Raw genomic sequence first — 20627 nt, 5'->3', positions numbered from 1 at the left:
TGAGGAGGCAAGGTCATGGGCTTTTTCAATGGCGGCAGGTTCAATCTGACGGTCTCTCTGCGCTATCAGCCTCAGGTGGGCGAACTGGACTTCTTCTGCGAGGTCTTCAACGAGGCATCGCGGATCCTGCACGATGCCACCGACGGCACTCACTCGATCGGGACCGTGCTGTACGCGACCAACAGCTTCGGGGGTGCCGACGCGAGCGTGTTCGTCCATCCCGACAGTGACGTCTGGCCCAACTCGACGTCGGCGCGGCTCTGGTTCCCGACCGAGGCGATGGACATGTCGCAAGACTTCATGATGTGGCCGACGATCATGGCCCACGAGCTTGCTCACTATCTCTACGATCTCCGCGACGAGTACAACAACGGCTCGGTGTGTCAGGGGAGCATCGGCACCCAGGCCTCCATGATGGAGGGCTACAACTGGACCAACTACACCCGCTGGACAGATGGGGGCGGGGCGGACTACGACACGTTCGGCGACTTCATCGGCGACTACACCGGTGCCATCGCGACTCTGCAACAAGGGGAGCCCACCGAGTACTGCCACGCCGGCAACCACAACAGCACGGCCAACAACAACCAGAACAACATCAACGGCGCGCAATCCTGCTGGACCTACATGGCCGCTGACGCCAATCACAATGGCATCGTGTACGGACTGACCGCGCCGGGTGCGGGTGGGCCGGCGACTGCGGCACCGGGGGCGCTCGCCGCGATCACCTGCACGACGCTCATCCCGGTGCAGCGGTTCGAGCTCGTGCTCGACCGATCCGGAAGTATGGCGGGGGCGAAGTTTGATCAGCTGAAGATCGGCGCGAACTTCTGGGTTGACTACGTCAATCCTCTCGAGGAGTTGGGTTTGGTCACCTATTCGTCGAACGTCACCGAGGATGTTCTCCGCAGCGAGGTTCCCGCGGCGGCCGCGGCCCAAGTCGCCTGGCGCGACGACCGACACACGGCGATCGACCATCTGGTGGCCGGCGGTGCAACGGCGATCGGCGACGCACTGCGCCGGGGCCTTACCGCGATTGTCGCCGGCGGCCGTGCGGCGAGCCAGGTGATCGTGCTCTTCACCGACGGACTACAGAACGTCGGCGTCGAAACGGCCGAAGCCGTTCTGCCGGATCTGGTGGCCAATGGTGTTCGCGTCTACACGATCGGTCTCGGCGGAGATCAAGATGCCGCGCTCCTGCAGTCGATCAGCACCGTCACCGGCGCCAGCTACTTCCCCATCTCAGGTGACCTTTCCGCTGCGGCGGCCGAGGCGGCCATCACGGCGGCGCTGGTGCAGATCGCGGGGGAAAGTCGCGAGAACGGCGGCGTCATCTTCTTCGACTCGATCGACGGCGTCGGTGCGGTCATCGATCCGACCGCGCCGTTTTTCGGCGGCGACGAGCAAGGCGCGAACGGCGAGGAGGGAGGCCGCTCGCTGCGGTTCGGAGTCCCGATCAGCGAGGGAAGCAGCCATGCGTCACTCGGTGCGATGTGGCGGACCGGCAAGAAGGGTCTGCGCGTGCGCATCTACGACCCGGATGGCAACGCGGTGCCCGCCGGACCGCTGGTGCGGGCCGTGCGAGGACGCTACCCGTACTCGTTCTACGAGGTTGACCAGCCGCAGCCGGGCACCTGGCAGGTCGAAGTGCTCGGGTCCGGGCTCGGCTCGGCGGGCCTGCGCAGCCTCGGTTTCGAGGTGAATGATGCGATACGTCTCGAAGCGAGCATCGTGCCGCGGCATCCTGTCCGTGGCAAGTCGTTCCGCATCCGCGCGCGGCTGCTGAGCCCGCACCCGGTGCCGGGCGCTTCGGTCACCGCGCACGTGTATTCGCCGGTCGGCGCGTGGTCGCAGTTCGTTCTCTCCGAAGGGGCGATCGGCACCGCGGACGAGGGGCTATACGTCGCCGATGTGCTGACCGAAGAAGGAACACCGGGGCAGTACCTGGTGATCCTGGACGCCTTCCGAGCGGCTGGCACCTTCGATCAAGAGATCGACCACCTGTACACACTGCGCAGTGGGTTCGTTCCCGGCGAAGAGAAGAGGATCGTCGTGACTCCGGAGATCCGGCGACGCGCGACACTCAGTGCGGTCACCACGAAGGAAGAGCCTGATCCTGACGAGCCGAAGGCCGGCGAGAACAAGATCGATCCGATCATTCCCGAGGATCACGACAAGTGGCTCGCGCGCTGGCACCGTGCTCATCCCGCAAAGACGCCACCCAAGCCGAAGTGGTCGCTCCGCGACCTGAGGAAGCGTCCGCGGGGTGGTTCCGACTCGACTCTCGAGGGCTGATCCTCTGGCGGCGAATCGCGGCTAGCGTTGGGGGATGGTCAATTACAGATTCCTCGGCAACAGCGGACTCAAAGTCTCAGAGATCACCTACGGCAACTGGGTCACCCACGCCTCGCAGGTGGAGAACGACGCGGCGATCAAGACGGTGCATCGCGCCCTCGACCTCGGCATCTCGACCTTCGACACGGCTGACGCGTACGCCAATACGGCCGCGGAGGTCGTGCTCGGTGAGGCGCTGAAGGGTCAGCGCCGCGAGTCGATCGAGATCTTCACGAAGGTCTACTGGCCGACCGGCCCGAAGGGCCCGAACGACACCGGCCTGAGCCGCAAGCACATCCTCGAGTCGATCAACGGGTCGCTCCAGCGTCTCGACACCGACTACGTCGAGCTGTACCAGGCACACCGCTACGACTACGAAACCCCCCTCGAAGAGACGATGCAGGCGTTTGCCGACGTCGTCCGCCAGGGAAAGGCGCTCTACATCGGTGTCTCGGAGTGGACTGCCGAGCAGCTGCGCGAAGGCGCCGCGCTCGCAAAGGAGCTGAAGTTCCAGCTGATCTCGAACCAGCCGCAGTACTCCGCGCTCTGGAGAGTCATCGAAGACAAGGTGGTTCCGGCCTCTGAAGAGCTCGGCATTTCGCAGATCGTCTGGTCGCCGATGGCGCAGGGCGTCCTCAGCGGCAAGTACCTTCCGGGTCAGCCCGTGCCGGACGGCTCGCGCGCCACCGACCAGAAGGGCGGCGACAAGTTCATCCAGCGCTTCATGAACGACGACGTTCTCGCCGCCGTGCAGAAGCTGAAGCCGGTAGCTGAGCAGGCAGGGCTCACCATGCCGCAGCTCGCGATCGCGTGGGTGCTGCAGAACCCGAACGTTGCCGCTGCGTTGGTCGGAGCATCCCGCCCCGAACAGCTCGACGACAGCGTCAAGGCCTCGGGAGTAACCCTTGATGCCGACACCATGGCCGCCATCGACGCGGCACTCTCGCCGGTCGCCGTCACCGACGCCGAAGAGACCTACACGGTCTCGCCGAAGACCCGCGTGGTCTAAGCGCCCATGGTCGCCACCAGCGCCGGCATCCTGCTCTACCGACTCAGCCCTGACCTCGAGGTGCTTATCGCACACATGGGCGGGCCGTATTGGGCGAGCAAGGACGCCGGCGCGTGGTCGATCCCGAAAGGCGAGTTTGTCGAGGGTGAAGAAGCGGCTTTAGATGCGGCGATCCGCGAGTTTCACGAGGAGCTCGGTGTCGACCCTCCGGCCGGGCCGTTCGCCGAGCTCGGCACCTTCGCGTATTCATCGGGCAAGCGCATCACGGTGTTCGTCGCCGACGGCGCGGGCTTCTCGCTCGACGGGCTGGCTTTCGGCGAGTTCGAGATGGAATGGCCGCCGCGCTCCGGGCGCACTGCGTCGTTCGCCGAGATTGATCGGATGGAGTGGACGACCCCGGATGCTGCCACCGACCGTCTCGTGAAAGGTCAGCGCGCAGCGCTCGAGGCGTTGCAGAGCCACCTCGCCGAGAGCGGCGGCTAGCGCTCCGCCCGCGCTCAGGTGCCGCGACTGGTGCGCCACTCGTCAACGAGCCGAGGCATCCGTTCAGTGAGAAACCGCAGGAAGTCTGCTGTCTCGCGCGCGCGTGCGACAGAGATCGGAGCGTCGGCGTTCTCGTCGGCGATGCGATCCATGAGCTCGGCGAGCCGACCGTACAAGGGTGCTTTGCCGGTCGCGACACCTGCGAACGCATCGTCGGCGAGGTCGTAGCGATCACGACGATCGCCCGGACGCGACAGCCTCTGCACGATGTGCATCGTCTGCAGATACCGGACTGCTCCCGAAACCGCGGCTGCCGAGACCCCGAGCCGCTCGGCCAGTTCCGAAGCGGTGTAGCCGTCGTCGGGCGAACCCACGAGTGCCATCATGACGCGCGCGGGCATACGGGCCATGCCGGCTGCCATCATCATCGACGCGGCCTGCTCTGCCGGACCCACGCCCGGATGATCGTCTGCCATCGCCACCACCGTTCGAACTTATCCCGCCGCCGCGAGTTCGCGGCGACGCATGGCGCTGAGAGCCGCGACGACACCCACGACGGTGACGGCCACGAGCCACCAGAGTCCGCTCAGCTGCACCACGCCGCTCTCGACGTGCGGCGCGACGGCGACGGGCGAGAGGTTCGTGAGCCACTCCGGAAAGCCGAACAGTGGACCGAAAAGCCCCAGCACCATCGCGACCAGGACAAGCGCCCATCCGAGGGGGATGGTCAGCCGGGGCGCGATCACGAAGATGACGGCGGTGATGGCGAGAAAGACGGATGCCGCGACCGCTTGCCCGGCGGCGGTGACAACGACCGTCGGCATGAGGTCGGCGGCGGTCGCCGCATCGGTCGGGGATGCCGTGCTGCTTTGGCGCAGGACGCCCAGAGTCGCGCCGAGAACGGCGGCGCCCGTCACGGCAACGATCGCGATCGCGGCTACCACGAGGTAATCGATGAGCCACCGCACCCGAGCGATCGGTGTCGCCAATACCGGCTCTGCTGTTCCGTGCGCTTCTTCCTGTCGGGCGCGGGCGATCGTCTGCACTGCGGCGCATGCCGCAAGGACGCCGAGCATCGTGAAGAAGACGCTCACGGTGGCCTGTTCGATGTCGTTGCCGCCGAGCTGTGCCAGCATCGCCTCGATCGTGGGGTTGGTCGAGCCGATCTCGGCCACGATGCCGGCGAGCGATGTCGCGAGTGCTCCGACGATCAGGCCCCCGATCGCCCACCCCAGGATCGCGCCTCGGGCCAGACGCCAGACCAGGCCGAACGGGGTCGTCAGGAGCGCGGATGCCTCCGCGTGGCCGCGGCGTTCGGCGACGAAGCTCTCGCCGACATCTCGCACCGCCACAAGCGCGATCGACACGACGATGAGAATGACGCCGACGACGATGCACAACAGCGCGAGCCCCCAGGCGTTCTCGTCGAACGCCCGCGTGTTCTCGCCCCAGCCGAAGGGAGACAACCAGGCTAGCCACGAGCTCTCCATGCGGGTGAGGTCATCGCTAGGGGTGCCGATCGCATTGCCGAGGCCGGCGATCAGCAGCGAACCCACGGTGATCCACACCGCGAGCGAATTGGCGCCTCGCGACGTGCGCATCACCTGGGCGGCGACCAAGCCGACGCCGAGGAACGTGATCCCCAACCCGGCCGCTGCCAGCCCGACCACGAGCGCGCCGTTACTCCCGAGACCCGCGACAACGTAGGCCAGCGTCACGACCAGCGCGACGAGCGCGTTGGCGATCAGGCCGTGTGCGGCGGTCACGGCGACAGGGAGGACTCGACCTGCGGGGGTGGCGGCGACCAGTTCAGTGCGGCCCGCCTCTTCGTCTCCACGCGTGTGACGCACCGCCAGAAAGGTGCTCATGAGAGCGGCGAGAAGTCCCAGGAAGGGGAGGATGAGAAAGACAATGAACGCCCCTTCGTCGGCCCCCGAGGGGAGACCGCGAAAGAGCAGGATGACCGGGTTTGCGAGCGCGGCGGCCAAAAGTGAGCGCCGATCTTGCTCGCTGTCGAAGTTGCCGGACACCCCGATGACCGACATCAGGGCGAGCAGTCCGATGCCGATGATCCACAGGGCGAGTTGCACCCCGTCTCGGCGCAGGCGCTGGCCGAGGAGCGCCGCGAAACGGTTCATTCCTGTGCCTCGAGCTGGTCACCGTAGTGGCGCAGAAAGAGTTCCTCGAGCGACGCCGGCGCGATCCGCAACCCCGTGATCTCCCGCTGTCCGAGAGTGGGCAGGGCGGATGCCACGGCATCCGTGTCGATCGTGAACCGCACGCGCCCTTCTTCGACTGAGATGTCGTGCGCCCCCGGAACGCCGGCGGCGGCCCCAGCATCCGTCCCCTCGAACGACACTTCGGTACGCGTGAGGTGACGAAGATCGGCCAGGGTGCCCGACTCGACGATGCGCCCTGCGCGAATGATCGAGACGCGGTCGCAGAGGTGCTCGACCTCCGAGAGGATGTGGCTCGACAGCAGCACGGTAGCGCCCGTCTCCTTCAGTCGGGTGATCTCGTCACGGAAGAGCACCTCCATGAGCGGGTCGAGCCCGCTGGTCGGTTCGTCGAGGATGTACAGGTCGGCGGGTACTGCGAGCGCGGCGATGAGCGCGACCTTCTGCCGGTTGCCTTTCGAGTACGCACGGCCTTTTTTGCGCGGGTCGAACTGGAACGCCTCCGACAGGCGCTCCTTCTCGGCGCGGTACGCGGGGTCGTTGCGGCGTGCACCGCGCAGTCGCGCCATCAGGTCGATCGCTTCGCCGCCGGTGATGTTGGGCCACACGCTGACGTCGCCGGGGATGTAGGCGATGCGGCGGTGGAGATCGACCGCGTCGCGCCATGGGTCGGCTCCGAAGACGGATGCCTCGCCCCCGGTCTTGCGCGCGAGCCCGAGTAGGACTCTGATGGTCGTTGACTTGCCCGCGCCGTTCGGCCCGAGAAAGCCGTGGATCTGGCCGTGCTCGACGTGGAGATCGAGGCCGTCGAGAGCGTGGACGCGGCCGTAGTGCTTGGTCAGGCCGGCTGTGTGGATCACGGTGGTCATGGTGGGAACCTACATTGATTTCAGAACTTTGTGAATACTCAGAAGAGAAGACGATGTCCGCATGTCACTGATGTATACGAAAGTCAAGCCGAGACGGCTTGATTGGACGAGTTTCTCGCTTTATGTATACACTGGCGGCGTGGAGGGAGTGATGATGCGAGCAAGTGATCGCGCGTACGCGACTCTCCTCGATGAGATCCAGACCGGATCCCTCGCTCCCGGAGCCGTGCTCGGCGAGGTCGAGCAGGCCGCCCGGCTCGGCGTCAGTCGCACGCCTCTGCGCGAGGCGCTCAGCAGACTTGCCGCCGACGGGCTCGCCGTGCAGCAGTCGCCGCGAGTGACCGTCGTCGCCGCGATCGACCAGGACGATATCCACGAACTCTTCGAGGTGCGTCGCGCACTCGAAGAGACCGCCGCGAGGCTTGCTGCACTGCGGGGGGATGCCGCTGCCTTCGCCGCGCTCGCCGAAGAGTTCTCGCACGTGAGCCTCGGAGCCGAGCCCGAACGCGATGCGTACTACGCCCTCATCGCTCGTTTCGATGCCCTGCTCGACGCCGCGGTCGAGAACGACTACCTCACCGCAGCTCTGCGCAACGTGCGCACCCACCTCGTACGGGTGCGTCGCCTCGCGCGCGACAATCCCGCCCGGCTCGTAGCATCCGCCCGCGAACACCGACTCATCGCCGTCGCCATCTCGACCCGCAACGCCGACCTCGCCGCCCATGCGACGCACGTGCACCTGCACAACGCGCTCGACAGCATCCTCGAATCCCTGAAAGGCGCATCATGACCGTCACCCACCACCTCCGTGTCCACCGCAGTGACGAGGACCTCGCCCGCGAGGGTCAGCTCGCCTGGCGCATCGCCGAGATCGCCGCCGACCCGGTCGCCGTCGACGCCGATGTCGTCGACATGATCATCAACCGCGTGATCGACAACGCGGCGGTGGCGGCAGCATCCCTCACCCGTGCACCCGTGAGCGCCGCTCGCCAGCAGGCTCTCGACCACGCCGTCTCGGTCTCGGGCACGGGCGCCACGGTCTTCGGCTGCACGCTCGAACGGCGCACATCGCCCGAGTGGGCGGCATGGGCAAACGGCGTCGCGGTGCGTGAACTCGATTACCACGACACCTTCCTCGCGGCCGACTACTCGCACCCGGGCGACAACATTCCGCCGATCCTGGCGGTCGCCCAGCACACCGGGGCGGACGGCGCGGCGCTCGTGCGCGGACTTGCCACGGGCTACGAGATCCAGATCGATCTCGTGCGGGCGATCTGCCTGCATAAGCACAAGATCGATCACGTCGCCCACCTCGGCCCGTCGGCCGCCGCCGGAATCGGAACACTCCTCGGCCTCGACGTCGAGACGATCTACCAGGCCGTCGGCCAAGCACTGCACACCACGACCGCGACGCGTCAGTCTCGCAAGGGTGAGATCTCGACGTGGAAGGCGCACGCCCCGGCCTTCGCGGGCAAGATGGCGATCGAGGCCGTCGACCGCGCCATGCGCGGTGAGACCTCGCCGTCCCCGATCTACGAGGGTGAAGATGGCGTGATCGCATGGATGCTGGATGGTCCGGATGCCTCGTACGAGGTGCCGTTGCCTGGCGACGGTGAGTCCAAGCGCGGCATCCTCGACTCGTACACGAAAGAGCATTCGGCCGAATACCAGGCGCAGGCGTGGATCGACCTCGCCCGACGACTCAACGGGGAGCACCCCGAGGCCACCGATCCGGCGAACGTCGAGTCGATCGTGCTGCACACCTCGCACCACACCCATTACGTCATCGGCTCGGGCGCGAACGACCCGCAGAAGTACGACCCGACGGCATCTCGCGAAACGCTCGACCACTCGATTCCGTACATCTTCGCCGTCGCGCTGCAGGACGGCGGATGGCACCACGTCGACTCGTACGCCCCCGGCCGTGCCGGCCGAGCCGACACCGTCGAGCTGTGGCACAAGATCACCACGGCCGAGGACGAAGAGTGGACGCGCCGCTACCACTCCGACGACCCTGACGAGAAGGCCTTCGGAGGCCGCGTGGTCATCACCCTGACCGACGGCTCGGTCGTCGAAGACGAGATCGCGGTTGCCGACGCCCACCCGCTCGGTGCCCGGCCCTTCGAGCGCGCGAACTACATCGCGAAGTTCCGCCTCCTCGCCGAGCCCGTGCTCGCGCCCGAAGAGATCGAGCGATTCCTCGCCCTCGCTGAGCGTCTGCCCGACCTGACGGCCGAAGAGGTCTCGCAGCTCACGATCGTCGCCCAGCACGGGGTTCTGGCTCACGCCCCGGCCCCGAAGGGGCTGTTCTGATGCGCGGACCGTTCACAACTGCGGGGATCGCACACGACATGCCGATGACGGATGCTGCGGCCTGGCGTGTCGCGTCGCGCATCCGCAGTTGCGCGCAGGGGAGGGGCCGCTGATGCTGTACTCGACCGTTTCGGCCGCCGAAAAGCGGCGGTTGTTCCGCGAGCGGCTCGCCTCGGGGGAGCTGCTGCGGTTTCCGGGCGCCTTCAACCCGCTGAGTGCCCGGCTGATCGAACAGCAGGGCTTCGAGGGCGTCTACATCTCCGGCGCCGTCCTCGCGGCCGATCTCGGACTGCCCGACATCGGGCTCACGACCCTCACCGAAGTTGCCGGACGCGGACAGCAGATCGCCCGCATGACCGATCTGCCCGCGATCATCGACGCCGACACCGGGTTCGGCGAGCCGATGAACGTCGCCCGTACGATCCAGACGCTAGAAGACGCGGGCCTCGCAGGGACCCACATCGAAGATCAGATCAATCCGAAGCGGTGCGGCCACCTCGACGGTAAGGCGGTCGTGGACGAGAACACCGCGATCAAGCGGATTCGGGCGGCCGTGGATGCGCGCCGCGACCCGAACTTCTTGATCATGGCGCGGACCGATATCGCCGCCGTCGACGGGCTCGAGGCAGCAGTCAACCGCGCGAAAGCGCTGGTGGATGCTGGAGCCGACGCGATCTTCCCCGAGGCGATGCGATCGCTCGAGGAGTTCGCCGCGATGCGGGCTGCGTTGGACGTGCCGATTCTGGCGAACATGACCGAGTTCGGAAAGTCCGACCTCTTCAGCGTCGACCAGCTGCGCGATGTCGGGGTCAACATGGTCATCTGGCCGGTGTCGCTCCTGCGCATCGCGATGGGGGCCGCATCCCGCGCTCTCGATACTCTGAAGGCAGAGGGGCATCTCACGAGCAAGCTCGGCGAGATGCAGCACCGCGCAGACCTCTACGACCTCCTCGACTACGAGGCGTACAACCACTTCGACACGAGCATCTTCAACTTCCAAGTAACGAAGGACTGAGTATGACTGACATCAAGAAGGGGCTTGCCGGAGTCGTCGCTGACTACACGGCGGTCTCGAAAGTCAACCCCGAGACCAACTCCCTGCTGTACCGCGGCTACCCGGTGCAAGAGCTCGCCTCGACGCAGCCCTTCGAGGCAGTCGCATTCTTGCTGTGGAATGGCGAACTGCCCACCGACGTCGAGCTTGCGCAGTTGCGGGCGCTGGAGCGCGACTACCGCGTCCTGCCGGCCGACGTGCGCGCCGCGATAGACCTCGTCCCGTTGGACGCTCACCCTATGGACGAGGTGCGTACGGCCGTGAGCCTCATCGGCGCGCGCGACCTCGCGGGCTCGGGCTCGGTGTTGGATGCGAGCGGAAACCCGGCTGAGAACCTGGCTCGCAGCATCCGTCTCTTCGCCGTCCTTCCGGCCATCGTCGCCTATGGCCAGCGCCGTCGTCGCGGTGAGCAGCCGATCGAGCCACGCAATGACCTCGACTACTCGGCGAACTTCCTCTGGATGACCTTCGGTGAAGAGTCCGACGATGTCGTGGTCGACGCCTTCAACCGCTCGATGGTGCTCTACGCCGAGCACTCGTTCAACGCGTCGACCTTCACGGCTCGCGTGATCGCCTCGACACTGAGCGATCTGTACTCCGCGGTGGTCGGCGCGATCGGCGCGCTGAAGGGTCCGCTGCACGGTGGAGCGAACGAAGCCGTGCTGCACATCTTCGACGAGATCCGCGATGCCCGGAACGTCAGTCCGTGGCTCGACAAGGCGCTCGCCGAGAAGCGCAAGATCATGGGCTTCGGCCACCGTGTGTACAAGCGCGGCGACTCTCGGGTGCCCACGATGAAGGCCGCCCTCGACACCCTGGTCGAGCACTACGACCGGCCGGACGTTGCCTCGTTGTACTCCGAACTCGAGAGCGAGTTCGTCGCGCGCAAGGGCATCTACCCGAACCTGGACTACCCCTCGGGTCCTGCGTACAACCTCATGGGCTTCGACACCCTGACCTTCACTCCGCTGTTCGTGGCGGCCCGGGTCACAGGGTGGACGGCGCACATCATGGAGCAGCTCGCCTCGAACGCGCTCATTCGCCCGTTGTCGGAGTACAACGGTCCGGACGAGCGCCACATCGAGGGGTATGTTCCGGATGCTGAGACCCTCGCCGCGGCGGATCGTCAAGAGGAGTCTGCCGAAGGCTGAGTGCTGTAAGCGCTTGCGGCCACGGCTCATATCGAGCCGTGGCCGCTCTGCTTGTGCCCTAAATGAGGACTTTCTCACGATGTAAGCGCTTGCATTAACTGCGAGGCGGCTGTTACGTTCACTGAACGCGCCGGGCACGTAGCTGTGCCCTCCCGACCCCCCAGGGAGCCTCTGTGTCGAAGTCGACATCTGTTCGCCGTTTGATCGCCAGCATCGCCACCGCAGCACTTGCGCTGACCGGCAGTGTCGCCCTCGTGGCGGCCCCCGCTGCTGCCGCTGAGCACACCTATGCGGTGGTCGGGTCGCTCCAGAGCGAGATGGGGTGCCCGGGGGACTGGCAACCGGAGTGTGCGACGTCAGAGCTCACGGCCACTGACGAGGCTGGCGTGTACGCGGCCGAGTTCGAGCTGCCGCTCGGCGAGTTCGAGTACAAGGTCGCCCTCGACGACGCATGGGACGTGTCGTACGGACTGAACGGCGGCGGCGACAACATCCCGCTCGTGCTCGAAGGACCCACCACCGTCCGCTTCGTCTTCGACGACAACACGAAGCGTGTGGGGCTCGAGCTGCTCTCGACGCGCGCCGGCTACACCGCCGATGATGACGCGCTGATCGCACCGCCCGTGCGCCAACCGGGCAGCGACGAGCAGTTCTACTTCGTGATGACCGACCGCTTCGCGAACGGCGACACGAGCAATGACCAGGGCGGACTCGCAGGCGACCGCCTGACGACAGGATTCGACCCGACCGACAAGGGCTTCTTCAACGGCGGTGACATCGCCGGGCTCCACGACAACCTCGATTACATCGAGGGCCTCGGCACCACGGCGATCTGGCTGACCCCGAGCTTCAAGAACCGCCCCGTCCAGGGCGAGGGCGTGAACGCAAGTGCCGGGTACCACGGCTACTGGATCACCGACTTCACGCAGATCGACCCGCACCTCGGCAGCAACGAAGAACTCGAGGCGCTGATCGCCGACGCTCACGACCGCGGCATCAAGATCTACTTCGACATCATCACGAACCACACCGCTGATGTGATCTCTTATGCCGAGGGCGAGTACGGCTACAAGACTTTCGCGTCGAGCCCGTACACCGACGCAGAGGGCAACGTGGTCGATATCGCCGCCAAGGCGGGGGATGCTGACTTCCCGACGTTCGACGCGGCGACGAGCTTTCCGTACACCCCGGTGGTGTCTGCCGCCGATACCGACCTGAAGGTTCCGGCCTGGCTCAACGACCCGACGGTGTACCACAACCGCGGAGACACGACCTATTCGGGAGAGTCCACCACCTACGGTGACTTCTCTGGGCTCGATGACCTGATGACCGAAGACCCGACCGTAGTCAACGGTTTCGTCGAGGTGTACCAGGACTGGATCGACCTGGGCATCGACGGCTTCCGCATCGACACGGCCAAGCACGTGAACTTCGAGTTCTGGGAGCAGTGGTCGACCGAAGTGCTCGACTACGCCCGCGACGTGGCGGGCAAGCCCGAGTTCTTCATGTTCGGTGAGGTCTACGACGCCGACCCGGTGAAGCTCTCACCGTACGTGCGCGACACCGACATGAACTCGGTGCTGGACTTCACCTTCCAGTCCAATGCCACGTCGTTCGCCAAGGGCGGCTCGGCTGAGCTGCTGGAGTCGCTCTTCGACGGTGACGACTACTACACGACCCCCGACTCGTCGTCGACGGCCCTGCCGACGTTCCTCGGCAACCACGACATGGGTCGCATCGGCTACTTCCTGCAGAGCGCGGGCGACATCGTGCAGCGCAATGAGCTCGCGCATGAACTGCTGTTCCTCACCCGCGGTCAGCCGGTTGTCTACTACGGCGACGAGCAGGGCTTCGCTGGAGCTGATCCGGGCAATGACAAGAGCGCGCGCCAGTCTCTCTTCGCCAGCCAGGTCGCCGAGTACCAGAACCAGCCTCTCGTGACCGGCGAGACCGCGGGCTCGGTCGATCGCTTCTCCACGACCGCTCCGATGTACACCCACATCGAGCACCTGTCGCAGCTGCGCTCCGAGCATGCGGCACTGTCGACCGGTGCGCAGATCGAGCGCTACGCGGCCGACGGTGCGGGGGTCTACGCCTTCTCGCGCGTCGATCGCCATGACAAGGTCGAGTACCTCGTCGCCGTGAACAGCGCGAACACCGCGCAGACGGTGGATGTGACCACCCTCACCGCAGATGCATCCTTCACTGCTCTCTACGGTGGCGGCGAGGCAGTCGCCTCGGGCGCCGACGCCACGGCATCGATCACGGTGCCGGCTCTCGGCACCGTCGTGTACCAGGCCGATCGCACTGTCAGCGCGCCGGCCGAAGCATCCGCCCTCACCGTCTCGGTTCCGTCACCCGGCGCCGCCCTCAGCGGGCGCGTTGCCGTCTCGGCTGATGTCGACGACTCGGCCTGGATCGAGACCAGCTTCGCGTGGCGTATCGCGGGCTCCGAGGAATGGACCGCGCTGGGCACGTCCGAAGACACCGATCCCCGAGTCTTCCACGACATCCGTGACCTCGCTCCGGGAACGCTCGTCGAGTATCGCGCTGTGACGACGGATGCTGCGGGCCAGCGTTCTGCGGCATCGACCTACGCGTCCGTGGGCAACGCGGTGAGCGTCACCGTCCCCGAAGAGCCCGAACTGCCGATAGAGCCCGAGCCGCAAGAGACCACCGTCTACGGTGCCGTCAGCGTTCCCGGAAGCTTCAACGAGCTCGCCGGATGCCCGGGCAACTGGCAGCCCGAGTGCGACGCCGTGCAGATGACCAACGTCGACGGGATCTGGACACTGACCCTGCCCGACCTCGCGGCCGGAGACTACGAGTACAAGGTCGCCACCGAGAAGAAGTGGGACGTCAACTTCGGTGCCGGAGGCGCGCTCAACGGCGGCAACATCGCCCTGACCCACGCCGGTGGCGAGATCACATTCTTCTTCGACCCGCGCACGAACAACATCCGCACCAGCGCCGATGGCCCGGCGATCACACTGGCCGGGTCGTTCCAGACCGCGCTCGGCTGCGCTGAGAACTGGGCACCGTCGTGCCTGGCGTCGATGATGTTCGACCGCAACGGCGACGGAATCTTCCAGTTCACCACTGATGACCTGCCCACCGGCTCGTACGAGGTCAAGGTCGCACACGACCTGAGCTGGGACGAGAACTACGGTGCCGATGGCGTGCCCAACGGCGGCAACATCTCGTTCAGCGCGAGTGAGGGCGAAGTCGTCGCCTTCCTCTACGACCTCGAGTCGCACGTGCTGACTGTCCAGTCCGCCAACCCCCCGCTCGCGGGCACCGGAGAATTGCGCGCGCACTGGATCGACGCCGACACGATCGCGTGGCCGGCTGACCTCGGGTCTCGCGCTGCAGACGCGACGTGGCAGCTGTACGCCTCAGCGGACGGCTCGGTCGCCGCAGTCGACGGAGAGGTGACCGGCGCAGAGCCGATTGCACTCGCGGTCATCGACGGCGGACTCACCGACGCTCAGAAGGCGGTCTTCCCGCAGCTTGCGACCTACACCGCCCTGCGCGTGGAGGGTCAGGATGCTGCGGCCCTCGTCAAGGGTCAACTCGCTGTCGCCCAGCAGAACGGCGACGGAACCCTCACCGCGTTCACGGGCGTCCAGATCCCGGGCGTGCTCGACGACCTCTACGCGGACGCGCTCGAGGGCACCGACCTCGGTGTGACCTTCAAGGCCAACAAGCCGACGTTCCGTCTCTGGGCTCCGACCGGCGAGCAGGTGACGCTGCTTACGTGGGATGCCGGTTCGATCGGTGAACCGACCCGTCACGAGACGGTATGGGACGCAGCATCCGGAACCTGGTCTGTCGCAGGCGACAAGAAGCTCAATGGAGACGAGTTCCTCTGGGAGGTCGTCGTCTACGCGCCGACCACCGGAGTGGTCGAGACGAACACCGTCACCGATCCGTACTCGGTCGCCCTCACGGTGAACTCCGAGCGCTCGGTCGCGATCGACCTCGCCGACAAGGCCTTCCGGCCCAAGGCGTGGGAGAAGACGAAGTCGCCGATCATCGGCAACGCCGTCGACCGTGCGATCTACGAGTTGCACATCCGCGACTTCTCGATAACCGACGACTCGGTGCCCGAGAACGAGCGCGGAACGTACCTGGCGTTCACGCACGAAGACAGCGCGGGAATGACCCAGTTGGCGGAGGTGGCCGATGCGGGCATCAACACCGTGCACCTGCTGCCGTCGTTCGACATTGCGACGATCGAAGAGGACCGCGCGACACAGGCTGTGCCGAACTGCGACCTGGCGTCATTCGCGCCCGACTCGAGTGAACAGCAGGCCTGCATCAACGAGATCCGCGATGCCGACGGCTTCAACTGGGGCTACGACCCGTTCCACTTCTTCGCGCCGGAAGGCTCGTACGCGGTCGACCCGAACGGTGGGGCGCGCGTGGCGGAGTTCCGCTCGATGGTCGGTGCCCTGCACCAGACCGGACTGCAGGTCGTGCTCGACGAGGTGTTCAACCACACCGCGGAGTCGGGCCAGGGCGACCGTTCGGTGCTCGACAAGGTCGTGCCCGGCTACTACCACCGCCTGAACGCGGCCGGTGGAGTCGAGACGTCGACCTGCTGCCAGAACGTGGCCACCGAGCACGCCGCCGCTGAGAAGCTCATGGTCGACTCGGTCGTCACGTGGGCGCGCGACTACAAGGTCGACGGCTTCCGCTTCGACCTCATGGGTCACCACTCGAAGGCCAACATGCTCGCCGTACGCGCAGCGCTGGACGAGCTGAGCCTGAAGAAGGACGGCATCGACGGCAAGGCCGTGTACCTCTACGGCGAGGGCTGGAACTTCGGCGAGGTCGCGAACAACGCCCTCTTCGAGCAGGCCACGCAGGGGCAGCTCGGCGGAACCGGGATCGGAACCTTCAACGATCGCCTCCGCGATGGTGTGCACGGCGGTAGCCCGGTCGATGGCTCATCGACGTTCGACCAGGGCTTCGGCACCGGGCTCGGTACCGACCCGAACGGGTCACCGATCGACCCGGCTGACCGCACGCTCGGGCAGCAGACCGACCTGGTGAAGATCGGGCTCGCGGGCAACCTGCGCACGTTCGAGTTCGAGGCATCCGACGGCAACGTCCTCCGCGGAGACCAGTTGAGCTACAACGGGTCGCCGGCCGGCTACGCCGACCAGCCCGACGAGGTCATCAACTACGTCGACGCGCACGACAACGAGACGCTCTACGACCTCGGAGTCTTCAAGCTGCCGACCGACACGTCGATGGCCGACCGTGTGCGCATGAACACCCTGTCGCTCGCGACCGTGACCCTGTCGCAGTCGCTCTCGTTCTGGCACGCGGGTACAGAACTGTTGCGGTCGAAGTCGCTCGATCGCAACAGCTACAACTCCGGCGATTGGTTCAACCGGATCGACTGGACCGGGCAGACCTCGACCTTCGGGTCAGGCCTTCCGATGGCGGCTGACAACAGCGAGAAGTGGCCGATCATGGCACCGCTGCTGGCGAACCCGGCGCTGAAGCCCGGGGCAGCCGACATCGCGGCGGCCGAGGCATCCGCTCTCGATCTGCTGCGCGTGCGCTCAGAGGTCGACCTGCTGCGCCTCGGGTCAGCCGAACTCATCGAGCAGAAGGTCACGTTCCCGAACGGCGGGGCTGATGCCACTCCCGGCGTGATCGTCATGTCGATCGACGACCTTGTCGGCCCGGACGCTGACGCGGCACTCGACGGCGCACTGGTGGTCTTCAACGCCTCGCCCGGCGTTGTGACCGAGACCGTCGACGCGCTCGCCGGACGCACCTTCACGCTGGCCCCGGCGCTCGCCAACGGTTCGGACCCGGTCGTGAAGACGACGACGTGGGATGCGGCATCTGGAACCATCACCGTGCCGGCACGCTCGGTCGTCGTGCTGGTCGATGACGCACCCGCCACGCCGAAGCCCCCGCGCGGTGGTCACGGCGTGCGCTGACTGAGAGACGAAGAAACGACCCCCTCCGAACCCGAATCGGAGGGGGTCGTTCTGTGCGGCGGATCGCCGCAAGCGGGCGCCGAGAGGGGCATCCCGCGGGGGCGCGCGATCGTCGGCGCGCGCCGATCCTGGGTTACGGCGCCGTGATCGAGAACAGCGTCGTCGTGCCCGAGACCTCGTTCGCGACCGCGAGCAGCGGTTCGCCGGTGGGAGAGGTCGCGGCCGGGATGAACGTCAGACCCTCGGGCCCGAGGTCCCCGGCGGCAGACAGTACGGACTCCGGTTCGTCGGCATCTTCGACCGAGACGGAGAAGTCGCGGTTGTTGATATAGGTGACGAAGGCGGATGCTGTGGGGTCGGTGATGTCGAAGACCGCGATGCCGCCGACGCGCTCGAAGCCGATGAAGGCATACGTGCGGCCGTCGATCGCGCCGATCGTCAGGCTCTCAGGCTCGGGACCCTTGTCTTCGCTGCGACCCTCGAGGTTCGACTCGGTGTGGTTCGAGTTGAAGAACTCCGGCGCCGCGGCCGCGGTGATCTGCTCGAACGCGTCGCCCGAGTCGAAGACTCGCTCACCGTCGGTCGACCAGATCGAGAACGAACGACCGCCGAAGGCGTAGAGCTCGTCATAGCAACCCTTGTCGGCGTTGAAGCCGTTCGCGATCGTGACGTTGAGGCGGCCGAGGTCGGCGTCTCCTGTCAGGGCAGCGAAGGGGCTATCGGCGCACACAGGGGCGAGGCCGTCGTCTCCGAGGTCTTTCACTCGCGCGGGCTCGACATAGTCGCCCCACTCGCGTGCATCGCCCTCGTTCGCCGAGACCAGGTAGGTCGTGCGGTTCACGGTGTACGCGTGCAGGCCGTCGGGCATGTAGATGCCCTTGAGCCCGGGTACCGTGCGGATGTTGACGCCACCGTCGCGGTCGGACGGGTCGAGGCCTGCGCCCTCGGCGCCGAAGTCCTTGTAGCCGAGCGGCATGATCTCGGTCACGAGCGCGCGATTCAGGTCGATCACGGCAATCGCGTTCGCCTCCTGCAGAGCGACGTAGGCCGTGCGGCCGTCGATCGCGACGTACTCGGGCTCGAGGTTGCGCGAGACGGGCTTGTCGGCACCGCTCGGTGTCGGGCCGAACACGCGCACGTCTTCGGGAAGGGTCATCGACCCACCCGCCTCGAACGCGTGGAAGTTCGCGGTTCGCACATCCTTCTGCTTCGGTGCCCACGCCTTCGCCGGGTTCAGCTTGACGATGCTGACCGAACCCTCCGGATCGATCGAGAAGTCGTCGGCCGGTTCGCCCTCGTTGGCGACGACCGCGTACTTGCCGTCGGCACTGATGGACACCATGTCGGGGAGGGCGCCCACGGTGACCTCACCGAGGACGGCGGTGGAAGCATCCGTCGCCTTCGCGTTGAAGAAGACGAGGTGGCCGGGGTCGGTCTTGACGGGAGCCTCGAACGCGATCACGCCCAGGCCGTCAGCACGCACCGCGACGGAGTTCGCCACACCCTCCGATGCGATTTCGAACTCCTGGGTGATCGCGGTCGGGTCGGCGTAGTCCAGCACGCTCACCGACCCGGCTTGTGCGTTCACGACGAAAAGCCGATCGCTGTACGCAGTCACGATCTCAGCGGCGGACTCGTCGAAGACGCCGGTCTCGAAGCTGCCGAGCGGCGCGAGAGCCAGCGCGGCGTCATCGGCGGAGTACGTGATGGGGTCGGCGACGACCGCGGCCGAAGCGGCGGTCACGGGGGCGAGCGCGAGCGCGCAGACGGTCAGGGTGGCGGCGGCGAACACGGCGGGGCGCCGGGTCGAATACGAAGGCATCAGTGTCCTCGGGGATGGGGAAGCGCGGCGCGAACGCACCGCGTGACCGGTCTACCGACCGCTGGTGTGGTGAAGGTGAACGGGGGGCGAACAATCTCTTCATCGGACGACATTCCAAATACATGGACGTCCATGTAAAATGAACACTGTGCCAATGTCGGCACGCTAACGACCGCCGGAATGACCCACGAGGTCGGCCCTGCGAAGCAAGGAGACACAGATGTCGACCACTGTTCGGAACATGCCCATGAGCGCGATCACCCCCGAAGAGCGCGAAGCGATCCTCGAGGCCGTCCGCGAGTTCGCCACCACCGCGCTCGCCCCGCACGCGCTCGAGTGGGACGAGAAGAAGTACTTCCCGGTCGACACGCTGCGCTCCGCGGGCGAACTCGGACTGGGCGGCATCTACGTCCGCGATGACCACGGCGGGACCGGTCTCGGTCGCTCCGAAGCGGTCGCGATCTTCGAAGAGCTCGCCCAGGGCGACACCACGATCGCCGCGTACATCACGATCCACAACATGGTCGCGTGGATGATCGACACGTACGGCACCGATGCCCAGCGCGCCGAGTGGCTGCCGAACATGACCGCCATGATCGATCTCGGGAGCTACTGTCTCACCGAGCCGGGTGCAGGGTCGGATGCCGCTGCCATCACGACCTCGGCAATCCGGTCGGGCGAGGACTACGTGCTCACCGGGGTGAAGCAGTTCATCTCGGGCGCGGGTTCTTCGGCGGTGTACATCGTCATGGCGCGGACCGGCGAGCCCGGTGCCCGCGGTATCTCGGCCTTCATCGTGCCCGACGGCACCCCCGGCCTGTCGTTCGGTGCGAACGAGAAGAAGATGGGGTGGAACGCCCAGCCGACCCGCCAGGTGATCCTCGACGAGGTGCGGGTTCCCGCGGCCAACCTGCTCGGGCACGAGGGGCAGGGCTTCAAGATCGCGATGTCCGCGCTCAATGGCGGACGCCTGAACATCGCCGCCTGCTCGATCGGTGGGGCGCAGTGGGCGCTCGACCGCGCGATCCGCTACGTGCACGAGCGCTTCACTTTCGGTGAGGCGCTCGCCGAGAAGCAGTCGGTCGTCTTCGCTCTCGCCGACATGGCCACCGAGCTTCGCGCCGCCCGTGCGCTCGTGCGGGATGCCGCCGCCGCTCTCGACGCGCACACCGCCGGTGCGTCGGTGCCCGACGTGTCGCTGCAGTGCGCGATGGCGAAGCGTTTCGCCACCGACGCGGGCTTCACCGTCGCCAACCAGGCGCTGCAGCTTCACGGCGGCTACGGTTACCTGCACGACTACGGCATCGAGAAGGTCGTGCGCGACCTGCGGGTGCATCAGATCCTTGAAGGGACGAACGAGATCATGCGCGTGATCATCGGTCGCGAACTTCTGGGTGGTTCCAAGTGAGAGTCTGTGTCTGCATGACGCGCCTCGCGCGCCTCGCCGAAACG

13 protein-coding genes are annotated in these 20627 nt (G+C 66.4%); 9 read left to right on the top strand and 4 right to left on the bottom strand.

What is annotated here, in order from left to right:
- The first annotated feature begins 15 nt into the window (after positions 1-15).
- The 3 genes from LG299_RS08900 to LG299_RS08890 are packed head-to-tail and all read left to right on the top strand — an operon-like array spanning position 16 to position 3826.
- Complete coding sequence (locus LG299_RS08900) at positions 16-2295, top strand: VWA domain-containing protein (protein WP_404429336.1); 2280 nt, start codon at positions 16-18, stop codon at positions 2293-2295.
- 34 nt (positions 2296-2329) lie between these two features.
- Positions 2330-3343 carry an aldo/keto reductase family protein gene (locus tag LG299_RS08895; protein WP_404429334.1) on the top strand — a complete coding sequence of 338 codons (1014 nt, stop codon included), beginning with the start codon at positions 2330-2332 and terminating at the stop codon, positions 3341-3343.
- 6 nt (positions 3344-3349) lie between these two features.
- Positions 3350-3826, top strand: coding sequence for an NUDIX domain-containing protein (locus LG299_RS08890; protein ID WP_404429332.1), 477 nt, complete (start codon positions 3350-3352; stop codon positions 3824-3826).
- A gap of 14 nt (positions 3827-3840) precedes the next feature.
- Here the strand turns inward: LG299_RS08890 and LG299_RS08885 are convergent, their stop codons facing one another.
- From LG299_RS08885 to LG299_RS08875, 3 genes are read right to left on the bottom strand one after another with little or no spacing between them, the layout of a single operon-like run.
- Positions 3841-4302, bottom strand: a complete 462-nt coding sequence (locus tag LG299_RS08885) for a GbsR/MarR family transcriptional regulator (RefSeq protein ID WP_404429330.1) — start codon at positions 4300-4302, stop codon at positions 3841-3843.
- An 18-nt stretch (positions 4303-4320) separates the two neighbouring features.
- Positions 4321-5964, bottom strand: coding sequence for an ABC transporter permease (locus LG299_RS08880; RefSeq protein ID WP_404429328.1), 1644 nt, complete (start codon positions 5962-5964; stop codon positions 4321-4323).
- Entirely contained in the window at positions 5961-6872 is a 912-nt protein-coding gene (locus tag LG299_RS08875; protein ID WP_404429326.1) for an ATP-binding cassette domain-containing protein, read from the bottom strand. Before LG299_RS08875 ends, LG299_RS08880 begins: the two co-directional genes overlap by 4 nt.
- 154 nt (positions 6873-7026) lie before the next feature.
- On the opposite strand from LG299_RS08875, the gene LG299_RS08870 reads away from it, so the two are divergent.
- The 5 genes from LG299_RS08870 (at position 7027) to pulA (ending at position 17353) form a co-directional block, all read left to right on the top strand.
- The gene (locus LG299_RS08870; RefSeq protein WP_404434847.1) at positions 7027-7662 is read left to right on the top strand and encodes a GntR family transcriptional regulator; all 636 of its coding nucleotides are present in this window, start codon (positions 7027-7029) and stop codon (positions 7660-7662) included.
- Entirely contained in the window at positions 7659-9185 is a 1527-nt protein-coding gene (locus LG299_RS08865; protein WP_404429324.1) for an MmgE/PrpD family protein, read from the top strand. The genes LG299_RS08870 and LG299_RS08865 overlap by 4 nt, the downstream gene beginning before the upstream one ends.
- 112 nt (positions 9186-9297) lie before the next feature.
- Positions 9298-10200, top strand: a complete 903-nt coding sequence (gene prpB, locus LG299_RS08860; RefSeq protein ID WP_404429322.1) for a methylisocitrate lyase — start codon at positions 9298-9300, stop codon at positions 10198-10200.
- Positions 10201-10202: 2 nt separating this feature from the next.
- The gene (locus LG299_RS08855) at positions 10203-11390 is read left to right on the top strand and encodes a bifunctional 2-methylcitrate synthase/citrate synthase (RefSeq protein ID WP_404429320.1); all 1188 of its coding nucleotides are present in this window, start codon (positions 10203-10205) and stop codon (positions 11388-11390) included.
- A 173-nt stretch (positions 11391-11563) separates the two neighbouring features.
- Positions 11564-17353, top strand: a complete 5790-nt coding sequence (pulA, locus tag LG299_RS08850) for a pullulanase-type alpha-1,6-glucosidase (protein ID WP_404429318.1) — start codon at positions 11564-11566, stop codon at positions 17351-17353.
- A gap of 133 nt (positions 17354-17486) precedes the next feature.
- Here the strand turns inward: pulA and LG299_RS08845 are convergent, their stop codons facing one another.
- Positions 17487-19175, bottom strand: a complete 1689-nt coding sequence (locus LG299_RS08845; protein ID WP_404429316.1) for a choice-of-anchor I family protein — start codon at positions 19173-19175, stop codon at positions 17487-17489.
- 220 nt (positions 19176-19395) lie between these two features.
- Here LG299_RS08845 and LG299_RS08840 point away from each other — a divergent pair, with 220 nt between their 5' ends.
- Entirely contained in the window at positions 19396-20583 is a 1188-nt protein-coding gene (locus LG299_RS08840; RefSeq protein WP_404429314.1) for an acyl-CoA dehydrogenase family protein, read from the top strand.
- The last annotated feature ends 44 nt before the right edge of the window (positions 20584-20627 follow it).

Source organism: Microbacterium lacus, from assembly GCF_044794305.1.
Classification (GTDB): domain Bacteria; phylum Actinomycetota; class Actinomycetes; order Actinomycetales; family Microbacteriaceae; genus Microbacterium; species Microbacterium lacus_B.
Note: the sequence above shows the minus strand (reverse complement) of the source record. Positions and strands in the feature narration are given on the sequence as shown.